We start from the raw sequence: 14,393 nt of genomic DNA on the forward strand, positions 1-14,393 counted from the left end.
CCTACTGCACCATGATTTACCCCATAAAAAAACCCCGGCCAATTGGCCGGGGTTTTTTATGGGGTCTTGCCGCGGCGTTTAACCGTTGAAGACTTCGTCAACGCTGGTGAGCGGGTAGTGCTTCGGATACGGCAGGGTCGCCACGCCGCTCTCGATGGCCGCCTTGGCCACCGCTTCCGAGATCACGCCCAGCAGGCGGGTGTCCAGGGGTTTCGGAATGATGTACTCGCGGCCGTACTTCAGCTCGATACCGCCATAGGCGTCGCAGACTTCCTGAGGCACAGGCAGCTTGGCCAGTTCGCTCAGGGCGTTGGCGGCGGCAATTTTCATCTCTTCGTTGATGCGCTTGGCACGTACGTCCAGGGCACCACGGAAGATGAACGGGAAGCCCAGGACGTTGTTGACTTGGTTCGGGTAGTCCGAACGGCCGGTGGCCATGATCACGTCGTTGCGCGTGGCGTGAGCCAGTTCAGGGGCGATTTCCGGGTCCGGGTTCGAGCAGGCGAACACGATCGGGTCCTTGGCCATCAGCTTGAGGTTTTCGGCGCTCAGCAGGTTCGGGCCGGACAGGCCGACGAACACATCGGCACCTTCCAGCGCGTCGCTCAGGGTGCGCTTTTCAGTGGCGTGGGCGAACACGGCCTTGTACTGGTTCAGGTCGGTACGACCGGAATGGACAACGCCGGTGCGGTCGATCATGAAAATGTTTTCGATCTTCGCGCCCATGCTCACCAGCAGCTTCATGCATGAGATGGCGGCAGCGCCGGCACCCAGGCAGACGATTTTTGCGGTGTCGAGGCTTTTGCCGACGATTTCCAGGGCGTTGATCATGCCGGCGGCGGTCACGATGGCGGTGCCGTGCTGGTCATCGTGGAACACCGGGATGTCGCACTGCTCGATCAGGGCCTTTTCGATCTCGAAGCACTCAGGTGCCTTGATATCTTCCAGGTTGATGCCACCGAAGGTGATGGAGATGCGCTTGACGGTGTCGATGAAGGCCTGCGGGCTTTCGGAGTCGACTTCGATATCGAACACGTCGATGCCGGCGAAACGCTTGAACAGAACCCCTTTGCCTTCCATGACCGGCTTGGAGGCCAGAGGACCCAGGTCGCCCAGACCCAGGATGGCGGTACCGTCGGAAATGACTGCTACCAGATTGCCTTTGCCGGTGTACTTGTAGGCCAGTTCAGGATCGCGGGCAATTTCACGCACCGGTTCAGCAACACCCGGGCTATAGGCCAGGGACAGGTCACGGGCAGTGGCAGTCGGCTTGGTGAGCTCGACACTCAGCTTCCCTGGACGAGGATTGGCATGGTATTCGAGCGCAGCGGTTTTCAGATCGGACATTTTATAGGATTCCGCTTTTTTCTATGGACAGACGGACCGCCGAGGATACGCAAGATGCAGAATCCTAACAAGACTGGGTAGTCACAGCTGTCAAGGGGGCGGATGGTTGGATTGCAATTACGGGATACTTAATGTCGCACCCGTGCAAAAGGCAGACACAACAGCCTGCTTGCGTGAGGCCTGGCGCAGGAGAGCGTAGCGCAGAAACGAAAAAGGCGCCCACGAGGGACGCCTTTTTCCAGCAGCCTGGGGATGCCCGAAAGGGCAGCCCGCAGCAACCTGTCTTACTTGGTTTTCGGCGCGCCGAAAGCACCAAAGCGGGACTTGAAGCGGTCAACACGACCACCGATGTCCAGAGTCTTCTGCTTGCCCGTGTAGAACGGGTGGCATTCGTTGCACACGTCCAGGCTCAGAGGCTTGGTCAGAGTGGAACGGGTCTTGATGACGTTACCGCAGCTGCAGGTGGCGTCGATTGGCTCGTAAACTGGATGGATATCGGCTTTCATGGGAACTTCCTCAGGCTTGCGAGCCGCCACCCGACACTATTGTCGGATACCGCACGCGAAATAGGCGGCGGATGTTACCAGACAATTGCCATTACGCAAATGCACCCGCATGCCGGTCGTCTGCCCGGACAAGGGGTCTGCTAAGATCGCCGCTCGTTATCCTGCTCGCCTTACAGGGAAAGCCACCGCGTGTCTGATGTCATTTTGCGCCTTGCGCTGCCCTCGCCACTGCGTCGCCTGTTCGACTACCGCGCCCCGGCCGGCGTGCCGCGCCATGCACTGCAACCCGGCATGCGCCTGAGGGTGCCGTTCGGACGCCGGGAAATGATCGGCATCCTGATCGAAGTCTGCGACCACAGCGAGGTGCCGGCCGACAAACTGCGACCGGCCATTGCCCTGCTCGACAGCCATACGCCCCTGCCGCCTGCGCTGTTCAAGCTGTGCCTGTGGACGGCCCAGTATTATCAGCACAGTCTGGGTGACACCTTGAGCTGGGCCTTGCCGGTGCTGTTGCGCCAGGGCGAGCTGGCCGAACCGCGCCAGGAGCGCTTCTGGCAGGTGACGCCCGGCGCCAGCCTGCAAGACCCGCGCATCGCCCGCGCGCCCAAGCAGCGCGAGGCGCTGGCCACCCTGGCCCAGCACCCGCACGGGGTGGCCCACCAGGTGCTGAGCAAGCTGATGCTCAACAAGGACAGCCTCAACCTGCTGCTGGCCAAGGAGCTGGTGCAGGTCGAAGTGCGCAGCCAGGCGCCGGGCGCGCGCCACGAGCACTGGCTGGCCCAGCCCGAGCTGCCACTCAACAGCGAGCAACGTGCCGCCTGCGAGGCGATCCAGGCGGGCCTGGGCAGCTTTCATGCCTTTCTGCTGGCCGGGGTGACCGGCAGCGGCAAGACCGAGGTCTACCTGCAACTGATTCGCCAGGTGCTCGAAGCCGGCAAGCAGGCGCTGGTGCTGATCCCGGAAATCAACCTGGGCCCGCAGACCCTGGCGCGCTTCGAGCAGCGCTTCAATGCCCGTATCGCCCTGCTGCACTCGGCGGTCAACGACCGCGAACGCCTCGACCACTGGCTGGCGGCCCGCGACGGCGATGCCGACATCATCATCGGCACGCGCTCGGCGCTGTTCACGCCGATGAAAAACCCCGGCCTGATCATCATCGACGAAGAACATGATGGTTCCTATAAACAGCAGGAAGGCTTGCGCTACCACGCCCGCGACCTGGCCATCGTGCGCGCCCGCCAGGAAAACGTGCCGATCGTGCTGGGCTCGGCCACGCCCTCGCTGGAAAGCCTGCACAACGCCTACACCGGCCGCTACGGCCTGCTGCGCCTGACCCAGCGCGCCGGCGGTGCCCAACAACCACGCTTTCTGCGCCTGGACGTCAAGAGTCGGCCGCTGGACAGCGGTATTTCCGGGCCGATGCAACAGGCCATCGCCCAGACCCTGGCCGCCGGCCAGCAGGTGCTGGTGTTTCTCAACCGTCGCGGCTTTGCCCCGACCCTGTTGTGCCATGACTGCGGCTGGATGTCGGGCTGCGTGCGCTGCGATGCGCGCATGACCGTGCACCAGCGCTCGGGCGAACTGCGCTGCCATCACTGCGGGCATGTCGAGCGCGTGCCGCGCCAGTGCCCGTCGTGCGGACAGGTCGACCTGCGTCCGGTCGGCGCGGGCACCGAGCGCGCCGAAGAGCGCCTGGGGATTCTGTTTCCGGACTTTCCGGTGCTGCGCGTCGACCGGGACAGCACCTCGCGCAAGGACGCCATGAACCAGTTGTTCGCCACCATCCAGCGCGGCCAGCCGTGCATTCTGGTCGGCACCCAGATGCTGGCCAAGGGTCACCACTTTCCACGGGTGACCCTGGTGTCGATCCTGGATGCCGATGGCGGGCTGTTTTCCGGCGACTTTCGCGCCAGCGAGCGCATGGCCCAGTTGATCGTGCAGGTCGCCGGCCGTGCCGGCCGCGCCGAAGAACCCGGGCGGGTGATCATCCAGACCCACCTGGCCGACCATCCGTTGCTGATCCAATTGACCGAACAGGGCTACTTCGCCTTTGCCGAACAGGCCCTGAGCGAGCGCCGGGCGGCGGGCCTGCCACCCTTTGCGCACCTGGCGCTGCTGCGGGCCGAAGCGCACAAGCCGGGCCAGGCCGAGCAGTTTCTGGACGAGGCCTGCGCCGAGGCGGACATCCTCCTGGAGCAACTCGGCCAGGGCGGCATCGAACTTCTGGGCCCGGTCCCGGCTCCCATGGAACGGCGCGCCGGCCGCTACCGGGCGCAACTGCTGCTGCAGGCCAGCGCCCGGGCACCGTTGCACCGCCTGCTGAGCGCCTGGCTGCTGATCATCGAGCAGCTGCCCAGCGGCCGTCAGGTACGCTGGTCGCTGGATGTCGACCCGGTCGACCTGTATTGACGCGATACCGACACCCATGGCCGTCAAGGTTGGCAAGCTCGCCCCGGCCACGGATAATGTGCAGTTTTTCCACCCGCGCATCCAGGCGCCACCGCGCTTGCGGTTGAAGAGAACCCCATGAAAGACACGATCCGCCAGCTGATTCAACACGCCCTGACCCGCCTCGAGACCGAGGGCGTCTTGCCGCCAGGGCTGACGCCGGCGATCCAGGTCGAGAACGCCCGGGACAAGACCCACGGCGACTTCGCCAGCAACATTGCCATGATGCTGGCCAAGCCGGCCGGCATGAAGCCGCGCGACCTGGCCGAAAAACTGATTGCCGCGCTGCCGGCCGACGCTCAGGTCAGCAAGGTCGAGATTGCCGGTCCCGGCTTTCTCAACTTCTTCCAGAACACCCAGGCCCTGGCCGCACGCCTCGACGCGGCACTGGCCGACGAACGGTTATCCGTACAACGCGGCGGCCCGGCCCAGCGCGTGGTGGTCGACCTGTCGGCCCCTAACCTGGCCAAGGAAATGCACGTCGGCCACCTGCGCTCGACCATCATTGGCGATGCGGTGGCCAATGTCCTGACCTGGCTGGGCGACACCGTGATCCGCCAGAACCATGTCGGCGACTGGGGCACCCAGTTCGGCATGCTGCTGGCCTACCTGCAGGAAAAGCCCACCACCAGCGACGAGCTGTCGGACCTTGAGCATTTCTACCGCGCCGCCAAGCAGCGCTTCGACGAATCGCCCGAGTTTGCCGACCGCGCCCGCAGCCTGGTGGTCAAGCTGCAGGCCGGCGATGCCGAGTGCCTGGCGCTGTGGCAGCGGTTCAACGACATCTCGCTGTCGCACTGCCAGAAGACCTACGAGCGCCTCAACGTCAACCTGACCCCGGCCGACGTCAAGGGCGAGAGTGCCTACAACGACGACCTGGCCAATGTGGTCAGCGACCTGAAAGGCAGCGGTCTGCTGGTCGAAAGCGAAGGTGCCCAGTGCGTGTTCCTCGAAGAATTCCGCACCGCCGACGACACCCCGCTGCCGGTGATCGTGCAGAAAGCCGGTGGCGGCTACCTGTACGCCACCACCGACCTGGCCGCCATCCGCTACCGCAGCAAGGTGCTGCACGCCGACCGCGTGCTGTACTTCGTTGACCAGCGCCAGGCCCTGCACTTCCAGCAGGTGTTCGAAGTGGCCCGTCGCGCCGGCTTCACTCATGCCGGCATGCAACTGGAGCACATGGGCTTCGGCACCATGAACGGCCCCGACGGCCGTCCGTTCAAGACCCGCGACGGCGGCACCGTCAAGCTGATCGACCTGCTCGACGAGGCCGAAGCGCGCGCCTATAGCCTGGTCAAGGAAAAGAACCCGACCCTGGAAGAGGCCGAGCTGCGCAGCATCGCCAAGGCCGTGGGCATCAGTGCGGTGAAATACGCCGACCTGTCCAAGCACCGCACCAGCGACTACAGCTTCAACTTCGACCAGATGATCAGCTTCGAGGGCAATACCGCGCCGTACCTGCTGTACGCCTACACGCGCATTGCCGGGGTGTTCCGCAAGCTGGGCACCCCCTTCGACGCCAGCCAGGGCCGCATCGTGCTGGAGGCCGCGCAGGAGCAGGAGCTGGCCGCACGCCTGGCGCAGTTCGGCGAGGTTCTCAACACGGTTGCCGAAAAAGGCACGCCGCACGTCCTGTGCGCCTATGTCTATGATCTGGCGGGCCTGTTTTCCAGCTTCTACGAAAACTGCCCGATCCTGGGGGCCGAAACCCCCGATCAGCAACAGAGCCGCCTGCGCCTGACCGCGCTGACCGGCCGTACTCTCAAGCAAGGCCTGGATTTGCTGGGCCTGGACACTCTGGAGCGCATGTAAGTTGGCAGTTGCGAAAAAGAAAGCGGCTCCCAAGCGTGGTGCCAGCCGTTATCAGGCACCGGCGAAGAAGCCGATCCCAGGATGGGTATGGCTGGCCGTCGGCCTGACGGTCGGCGCCTTCATTGTCTTTCTGATGAAACTGGAGCCTGGCGGCGACGACATCAAGCGTGAAAAGGCCGATGCCAAGGCCGCCGCCAAGATCGCCGAGGCGAACAAGACACCGCCCAGCCCTGCGGTGGTCAAGCCCAAGTACGACTTCTATACGCTGCTGCCGGAATCGGAAGTCATCGTGCCCAAGGAAGCCGTACCGGAGAAGACCCCGCCAGCGCCTGCCGTTGCGCCTGTCGCCCCGGTGGCACCGGTGACGGCCGAGCAGGCGGCGAAGATCGACACCGCCCGCGCCCAGGCCGCCCTGAGTGGCATGACCCCGCCACCGGCGCCCCCGGTCGCGGCCACGCCGACCAAGCCTGCGCCGGTGACGCAGTTCTTCCTGCAGGCGGGTTCGTTCCGCAAGCAGGCCGACGCCGAGAAGGTCCGTGCGCAGATCATCCTGTTGGGCCAGGCTGCCACCGTGGAGTCAGGAACCGTCAAGGAAGAAACCTGGTACCGCGTGCTGGTCGGCCCGTTCAGCAACCGTGACCAGTTGACCATCGCCCAGAAGCAACTGTCGGGCGGCGGCTTCAGCAACCTGTTGCTGCAACAGCGCCAGAAACGCTGACAGACCGCACCACCGCTGTGCGGCCTTCCCGCGCAGGACCGGCCGCCCGGCCGGTCCTGCGGCATTTATCAACCAAGGTTGAAATCGGTTCCGCCATCCCCATATCTGTCTCCATTGGGCATTTTCGCCCCGCTGCGTGGAGACTCTTCCCTTGACCACCATCGTTTCAGTCCGCCGCCACGGCAAAGTCGTCATGGCCGGTGACGGCCAGGTTTCCCTGGGCAACACCGTGATGAAAGGCAACGCCAAGAAAGTACGCCGCCTGTACCACGGTCAAGTCATCGCAGGCTTTGCCGGCGCCACCGCCGACGCCTTCACGCTGTTCGAACGCTTCGAAGCGCAACTGGAAAAACACCAGGGGCACCTGGTCCGCGCCGCCGTCGAGCTGGCCAAGGACTGGCGCACCGACCGCTCCCTGAGCCGCCTTGAGGCCATGCTGGCGGTCGCCAACAAGGACGCCTCCCTGATCATCACTGGCAACGGCGATGTCGTAGAACCCGAGGACGGCCTGATCGCCATGGGTTCCGGCGGTGCCTTCGCCCAGGCCGCTGCGCGCGCCCTGTTGCAGAAGACCGACCTGTCGGCACGCGAGATCGCCGAGACCGCATTGCACATCGCGGGCGACATCTGCGTGTTCACCAACCACAACATCACCATTGAGGAGCAGGACCTCGCCGAGTAAGCCGCTTGCGGCTATTCGACCTGAGGACCGTTGATCACCATGTCCATGACTCCCCGCGAAATCGTCCACGAACTCAACCGCCACATCATCGGCCAGGACGACGCCAAGCGCGCCGTCGCCATCGCCCTGCGTAACCGCTGGCGGCGCATGCAACTGCCCGAAGAGCTGCGCGTCGAGGTCACGCCCAAGAACATCCTGATGATCGGCCCGACCGGCGTCGGCAAGACCGAAATCGCCCGGCGCCTGGCCAAGCTGGCCAATGCCCCGTTCATCAAGGTCGAGGCGACCAAGTTCACTGAAGTGGGCTATGTGGGCCGCGACGTCGAGTCGATCATCCGTGATCTGGCCGATGCTGCCATGAAGCTGCTGCGCGAGCAGGAGATCGTCAAGGTGCGTCATCGCGCCGAAGACGCCGCCGAAGACCGCATCCTCGATGCCCTGCTGCCACCGGCACGCAGCGGTTTCAACGAAGAACCGGTGTCGACCAGCGATTCCAATACCCGCCAGCTGTTTCGCAAGCGGCTGCGCGAAGGCCAGCTCGACGACAAGGAAATCGAGATCGAGGTCAACGAAACCGTGGGCGTCGACATTGCCGCGCCACCGGGCATGGAAGAAATGACCAGCCAGTTGCAGAACCTGTTCGCCAACATGGGCAAGGGCCGGCGCAAGGCGCGCAAGCTCAAGGTCAAGGACGCGCTGAAGATGGTTCGCGAGGAAGAAGCCGGCCGCCTGGTCAATGACGACGAGCTCAAGGCCAAGGCCCTGGAAGCGGTCGAACAGCACGGTATCGTGTTCATCGACGAAATCGACAAGGTCGCCAAGCGCGGCAATGTCGGCGGCGCCGATGTCTCGCGTGAAGGCGTGCAGCGCGACCTGCTGCCGCTGATCGAAGGCTGCACGGTCAACACCAAGCTGGGCATGGTCAAGACCGACCACATCCTGTTCATTGCCTCCGGTGCCTTCCACCTGAGCAAGCCGAGCGACCTGGTGCCGGAGCTGCAAGGCCGCCTGCCGATCCGCGTGGAACTCAAGGCCCTGTCGCCGCAGGACTTCGAGCGTATCCTGAGCGAGCCGCACGCGTCGCTGACCGAGCAGTACCGCGAGTTGCTCAAGACCGAGGGCCTGGCCATCGAGTTCAAGCCCGACGGCATCAAGCGTCTGGCCGAGATCGCCTGGCAGGTCAACGAAAAGACCGAGAACATCGGTGCCCGTCGCCTGCACACCCTGCTTGAGCGCCTGCTTGAGGAAGTGTCGTTCAGCGCCGGCGACCTGGCCGGCAGCCCGGATGCGCAACCGATCAGCATCGACACCGACTACGTCAACAGCCACCTGGGCGAACTGGCCAACGACGAAGACCTGTCGCGCTACATTCTGTAATCGTGTGTAGGAGCGCGCTTGCCCGCGACCGGCTGCGTTAGCAGTCGTAAATTTTTGGCGTTTCATAGATCCCGGACTGGGTCGCAGTCGTAAATTTGTGGCGTTTCGCAGATTTCTGAATGCGTTCACTATGAGTTTGTGGCGTTGCACAAATTTTGCGAGCGCTGCGCACTCGGTCGCGGTGGTCCGGCATCCCGGCAAGCGCGCTCCTACACCACCGGCCTACGTTATAGTGCGGACCATGACCAAGCTACCGACTGCCATTGAGCTGCACAAAGCCTCGAAAACCCTGACGCTCACGTACGCACCCGGTGAGCAGTACGATTTGCCCGCCGAGTTCCTGCGTGTGCATTCGCCTTCGGCCGAGGTTCAGGGCCATGGCAAGCCGATCCTGCAATTCGGCAAGCTGGGCGTCGGCCTGAGCAAGGTCGAGGCCGCCGGTCAGTACGCCTTGAAGCTGACCTTCGACGACGGTCACGACAGCGGCCTGTTCACCTGGGACTACCTGTACCAGTTGTGCCAGCGCCAGCCCGACCTGTGGGATGACTACCTGCAGGAACTGAAAAAAGCCGGCAAGAGCCGCGACCCGAACGAGCAAATCGTGCGCCTGATGCTCTGAACTGATCCACCCTCCTCGCACCTTCACAAACAGCAGCTATCCTCCCTCCCACCGCTTGCCGTTTTAGTAAGCGGTTTCTAATTCGTTTTGTTTCAATGTGCCGCGCAGCGGCCTGTGCATGATGCTGCCTGCCATATTTTTGCAATCTCGTGCAGCCAATGATTCTGGCAAGTTAACTGCATCGTTCAGGTGCAGCAGCAAATGGGCAATGCCAGTCAACCGTGGCTCAAGCGCAGCAGTTCAGACGCCTTCGTGCCATCGGGCATTCCTTGGGAATCGGCCAACCCGCCATCATCGGTCACACGAGCCTCAAGACAACGGAGCGTCGTAAATGAGTAGCAAGAACAACGATGAATTGCCGCGCCAGGCGTCTGAACACACACTGGGGCTGAACCCGGTGGTAGGCCTGCGTCGCAAGGACTTACTGACCACGGCACGCATGGTCATGCGCCTGGCGGTCAGGCACCCGATCCACAGCCTCAAGCATGTGGCGCACCTGGGCCTTGAACTGAAAAACGTGATGCTGGGCCGCTCGCAATTGCAGCCGGCCGGCGACGACCGCCGCTTCCAGGACCCGGCCTGGAGCCAGAACCCGCTGTACCGACGCTACCTGGGCGTGTACCTGGCCTGGCGCAAGGAGCTGCACGACTGGCTCGACGGCAGCCACCTGACCCCGCTGGACATCAGCCGCGGCCACTTCGTCATCAACCTGATGACCGAGGCCATGGCGCCGACCAACAGTGCCGCCAATCCGGCCGCGGTCAAACGCTTCTTCGAAACCGGTGGCAAGAGCCTGCTCGACGGCCTGTCGCACCTGGCCAAGGACCTGGTGCACAACGGCGGCATGCCCAGCCAGGTCAACATGGACGCCTTCGAGGTCGGCAAGAACCTGGGCATCACCGAAGGCGCGGTGGTGTTTCGCAACGAGGTGCTGGAGCTGATCCAGTACAAGCCCATTACCGAGCAGACCTACCAGCGGCCGTTGCTGGTGATCCCGCCGCAGATCAACAAGTTCTATGTCTTCGACCTGAGCCCGGAAAAGAGCCTGGCGCGCTTTTGCCTGAACAGCAAGGTACAGACCTTCATCGTCAGTTGGCGCAACCCGACCAAGGCCCAGCGCGAGTGGGGCCTGTCGACCTACATCGAGGCGCTCAAGGAAGCGGTGGATGTGGTCTGCGCCATCACCGGCAGCAAGGACCTCAACATCCTCGGCGCCTGTTCCGGCGGCATCACCTGCACCGCGCTGCTGGGCCACTATGCGGCCCTGGGCGAGAGCAAGATCAACGCCATGACCCTGATGGTCAGCGTGCTCGACACCACCCTGGACAACGAAGTGGCGCTGTTCGTCGACGAGCAGACCCTGGAGTCGGCCAAGCGCCATTCCTATCAGTCTGGCGTGCTCGAAGGCCGCGACATGGCCAAGGTGTTCGCCTGGATGCGTCCCAACGACCTGATCTGGAACTATTGGGTCAATAACTACCTGCTGGGCAACGAGCCGCCAGCGTTCGACATCCTGTTCTGGAACAACGACACCACGCGCCTGCCGGCCGCCTTTCATGGCGACCTGATCGAAATGTTCAAGAACAACCCGTTGACCCGTCCCAATGCCCTGGAAGTGTGCGGCACTTCGATCGACCTCAAGCAGGTCACCAACGACGTGTTCTGCCTGGCCGGCACCAACGACCACATCACCCCCTGGCTGTCGTGCTACAAATCGGCGCGCCTGTTCGGCGGCAAGACCGAGTTCGTGCTGTCGAACAGCGGCCACATCCAGAGCATCCTCAACCCGCCGGGCAACCCCAAGGCGCGCTACATGACCAATAGCGAACTGCCAGCCGACCCGACCGTCTGGCAGGAAAACGCCACCAAGCACACCGATTCCTGGTGGCTGCACTGGCAGGCCTGGCTGGGCGAACGCTCTGGAACACTGAAAAAAGCCCCGGCCAACCTGGGCAACAAGGCCTACCCGGCCGCCGAGGCCTCACCGGGCACCTATGTGCATGAACGCTAAGCTGTATGACAGTGCGGCCAGGGCATCAGGGACGTACTGGCAGCGATCGCTGGGCAATTGATCATGCAAGAGGCCATGCCTCGGTCTTTCTGGAAAAGGCACAGGACCGCTTTCCAGCGTATTAACCAACAGGGCTCCGGCATGCCGCATCCGTTTGTATTTCGTACCATTGACCTGGACGGCCACACCATTCGCACCGCCGTACGGCCCGGCAAAAGCCATATGACGCCGCTGCTGATCTTCAACGGTATCGGGGCCAACCTGGAGCTGGTGTTTCCGTTCGTCGACGCCCTGGACCCGGACATGGAGGTCATTGCCTTCGATGTGCCGGGCGTCGGCGGGTCGTCGACACCCAGGCGCCCGTACCGCTTTCCGGGGCTGGCCAGACTGGCCGCGCGCATGCTCGATTACCTGGACTACGGGCAGGTCAATGCCATCGGTGTGTCCTGGGGCGGGGCGCTGGCCCAGCAGTTCGCCCACGACTACCCCGAGCGCTGCAAGAAACTGGTGCTGGCGGCCACAGCAGCGGGCATGGCCATGGTCCCGGGCAAACCCCGGGTGCTGATGCTGATGGCCAGCCCGAGGCGTTATATCCAGCCCTCGCACGTGATCCGCATCGCGCCGGAAATCTACGGCGGGGCGTTTCGCCGCGACCCGTACCTGGCCGCCAGTCATGCGGCCAAGGTGCGTTCTTCAGGCAAGCTGGGTTACTACTGGCAACTGTTTGCCGGCATGGGCTGGACCAGCATCCACTGGCTGCACAAGATCCGCCAGCCGACCCTGGTGCTGGCCGGCGACGACGACCCGCTGATTCCCCTGGTCAATATGCGCCTGTTGGCCTGGCGTATACCCAATGCCCAGCTACACATAATTGATGACGGTCATTTGTTCCTGATTACCCGGGCCGAAGCCGTGGCGCCCATCATCATGAGTTTCCTGCAGCAGGAACGTCAGCGTGCAGTCATGCATCCGCACCCCACATCCAACACGCATTGAGCCTGGCCGCCAGCGGCCGGGAACGCTTGCGTTGTAAATCCGCTTGACCTTGCTGTGCGCCCTGACAGGACCGTCGAACCGCGCAGAACGACGCAGTACACCTGCGCCCGAGTAGTGACTGATGGCTTGACGAAGGAGTGTTGCCTGATGCGAGAAAAACCCGTGAAGCGTGCCGAGACCCTCCCGGCCACCTACATCAACGCGCAGAGCGCCATCACCGGCCTGCGCGGACGTGACCTGCTTGCCACCTTGCGCAATGTCGCCAGCCAGAGCTGGCGGCACCCGCTGCGCAGCGCCCGCCACGCCCTGGCCCTGGGCAATCAGTTGGGCCGGGTGATCATCCTGGGCGAAACGCCGCACAGCCCCAACCCGCGCGACAGCCGTTTCGACGACCCGACCTGGAGCCTCAACCCGCTGTACCGGCGCGGCCTGCAGGCGTACCTGAGCTGGCAGCACCAGCTCAAGCAGTGGATCGATGAAAGCGACCTGAGCGGCGATGACCGGGCCCGGGCGCACTTTCTGTTCAGCCTGATCAACGACGCACTGTCGCCGACCAACACCCTGCTCAACCCGATGGCGGTCAAGGAGCTGTTCAATTCCGGCGGCACCAGCCTGATCAAGGGCCTGAGCCACATGGCCAATGACCTGCTGCACAACAATGGCCTGCCCAGCCAGACCACCAAGGATGCGTTCGAGATCGGCCGCACCCTGGCCACCACCCCGGGCGCAGTGGTGTTTCGCAATGAACTGCTGGAGCTTATCCAGTACAAGCCCATGAGCGAAAAGCAGTACAGCCGGCCCGTCCTGATCGTGCCGCCGCAAATCAACAAGTTTTATGTCTTCGACCTGAGCCCGACCAACAGCTTTGTGCAATACGCCTTGAAAAACGGCTTGCAGACCTTTGCCATCAGTTGGCGCAACCCGGATGTACGGCATCGCGAGTGGGGACTGTCCAGTTACGTCGAAGCCACCGAACAGGCCCTGAACATCTGCCGGACCATCAGCGGAGCCCGGGAGGTCAACCTGCTGGGCGCCTGCGCCGGCGGCCTGACCATTGCCGCCCTGCAGGGCCACCTGCAGGCCAAGCGCCAGCTACGCCGGGTGGCCAGCGCCACCTACATGGTCAGCCTGCTCGACAGCCAGATCGAAAGCCCGGCCACGCTGTTCATCGATGAAGAAGCGCTGGAGGCAGCCAAGCGCCGCTCCTACCAGCGCGGCGTGCTCGAAGGCAGCGAGATGGGCCGGGTATTTGCCTGGATGCGGCCCAACGACCTGATCTGGAACTACTGGATCAACAATTACCTGCTGGGCAAGGCGCCGCCGGCCTTCGACATTCTGTACTGGAACAACGACACCACACGCCTGCCGGCAGCCCTGCACGGCGACCTGCTGGATTTCTTCAAGCACAACCCGCTGACGCATCCTGGCGGCCTCGAAGTGTGCGGCACGCCCATCGACCTGCAAAAGGTCACGGTCGACAGTTTCAGCATTGCCGGCATCAACGACCACATCACGCCCTGGGATGCGGTGTATCGCTCGACCCTGCTGCTGGGCGGCGAGCGACGTTTTGTGCTGTCCAGCAGCGGTCATGTGCAGAGCATTCTCAACCCGCCGGGCAACCCCAAGGCCACCTTCGTCGAGAGCAGCCAGCTCAGCAGTGACCCGCGCGCCTGGTATTACGACGCCAAGGTCCAGCAAGGCAGTTGGTGGCCGACCTGGCTGGCCTGGATCCAGGCACGCTCGGGCGCCCTGCATGAAACCCGCATGAGCCTGGGCAATGACGCTTACCCGCCCATGGAGGCGGCGCCGGGCACCTATGTGCATGTGCGTTGAATACCTGGCTGACACCGGCACCTGTGCCCATGCACCCGGCA

Annotated in this window: 11 protein-coding genes; 9 read left to right on the forward strand and 2 right to left on the reverse strand. The window is 63.5% G+C overall.

Annotation, left to right across the window (positions count from 1 at the left end):
• Positions 1 to 78: 78 nt before the first annotated feature.
• Positions 79 to 1,347 (reverse strand): malic enzyme-like NAD(P)-binding protein, encoded by a 1,269-nt coding sequence (locus DGA31_RS07410; RefSeq protein WP_109512102.1) that lies wholly within the window; start codon positions 1,345 to 1,347, stop codon positions 79 to 81.
• Between the two features lie 284 nt (positions 1,348 to 1,631).
• Entirely contained in the window at positions 1,632 to 1,853 is a 222-nt protein-coding gene (gene rpmE, locus DGA31_RS07415) for a 50S ribosomal protein L31 (RefSeq protein ID WP_056841321.1), read from the reverse strand.
• A 189-nt stretch (positions 1,854 to 2,042) separates the two neighbouring features.
• Here rpmE and DGA31_RS07420 point away from each other — a divergent pair, with 189 nt between their 5' ends.
• The 9 genes from DGA31_RS07420 to phaC (DGA31_RS07460) all read left to right on the forward strand — a co-directional run bounded on the left by DGA31_RS07420 (position 2,043) and on the right by phaC (DGA31_RS07460) (position 14,352).
• Positions 2,043 to 4,262 (forward strand): primosomal protein N', encoded by a 2,220-nt coding sequence (locus DGA31_RS07420; protein WP_109512103.1) that lies wholly within the window; start codon positions 2,043 to 2,045, stop codon positions 4,260 to 4,262.
• Between the two features lie 117 nt (positions 4,263 to 4,379).
• On the forward strand, positions 4,380 to 6,116 hold the full coding sequence (gene argS / locus DGA31_RS07425) for an arginine--tRNA ligase (protein ID WP_056841319.1): 1,737 nt from the start codon (positions 4,380 to 4,382) through the stop codon (positions 6,114 to 6,116).
• A 1-nt stretch (position 6,117) separates the two neighbouring features.
• Complete coding sequence (locus tag DGA31_RS07430) at positions 6,118 to 6,834, forward strand: SPOR domain-containing protein (protein ID WP_109512104.1); 717 nt, start codon at positions 6,118 to 6,120, stop codon at positions 6,832 to 6,834.
• Between the two features lie 151 nt (positions 6,835 to 6,985).
• Entirely contained in the window at positions 6,986 to 7,516 is a 531-nt protein-coding gene (gene hslV / locus DGA31_RS07435) for an ATP-dependent protease subunit HslV (protein WP_056841317.1), read from the forward strand.
• Between the two features lie 39 nt (positions 7,517 to 7,555).
• Entirely contained in the window at positions 7,556 to 8,893 is a 1,338-nt protein-coding gene (gene hslU, locus DGA31_RS07440) for an ATP-dependent protease ATPase subunit HslU (protein WP_056841519.1), read from the forward strand.
• A gap of 241 nt (positions 8,894 to 9,134) precedes the next feature.
• Entirely contained in the window at positions 9,135 to 9,512 is a 378-nt protein-coding gene (locus tag DGA31_RS07445) for a gamma-butyrobetaine hydroxylase family protein (RefSeq protein ID WP_056841316.1), read from the forward strand.
• 331 nt (positions 9,513 to 9,843) lie between these two features.
• Complete coding sequence (phaC, locus tag DGA31_RS07450; RefSeq protein ID WP_056841315.1) at positions 9,844 to 11,523, forward strand: class II poly(R)-hydroxyalkanoic acid synthase; 1,680 nt, start codon at positions 9,844 to 9,846, stop codon at positions 11,521 to 11,523.
• Between the two features lie 141 nt (positions 11,524 to 11,664).
• Positions 11,665 to 12,519 (forward strand): poly(3-hydroxyalkanoate) depolymerase, encoded by an 855-nt coding sequence (gene phaZ / locus DGA31_RS07455; protein ID WP_056841314.1) that lies wholly within the window; start codon positions 11,665 to 11,667, stop codon positions 12,517 to 12,519.
• A gap of 147 nt (positions 12,520 to 12,666) precedes the next feature.
• Positions 12,667 to 14,352 (forward strand): class II poly(R)-hydroxyalkanoic acid synthase, encoded by a 1,686-nt coding sequence (phaC, locus tag DGA31_RS07460; protein ID WP_109512106.1) that lies wholly within the window; start codon positions 12,667 to 12,669, stop codon positions 14,350 to 14,352.
• Positions 14,353 to 14,393: the final 41 nt, after the last annotated feature.

The sequence above is a fragment of the Pseudomonas ovata genome, from assembly GCF_003131185.1.
Taxonomy (GTDB): Bacteria; Pseudomonadota; Gammaproteobacteria; order Pseudomonadales; family Pseudomonadaceae; genus Aquipseudomonas; species Aquipseudomonas ovata.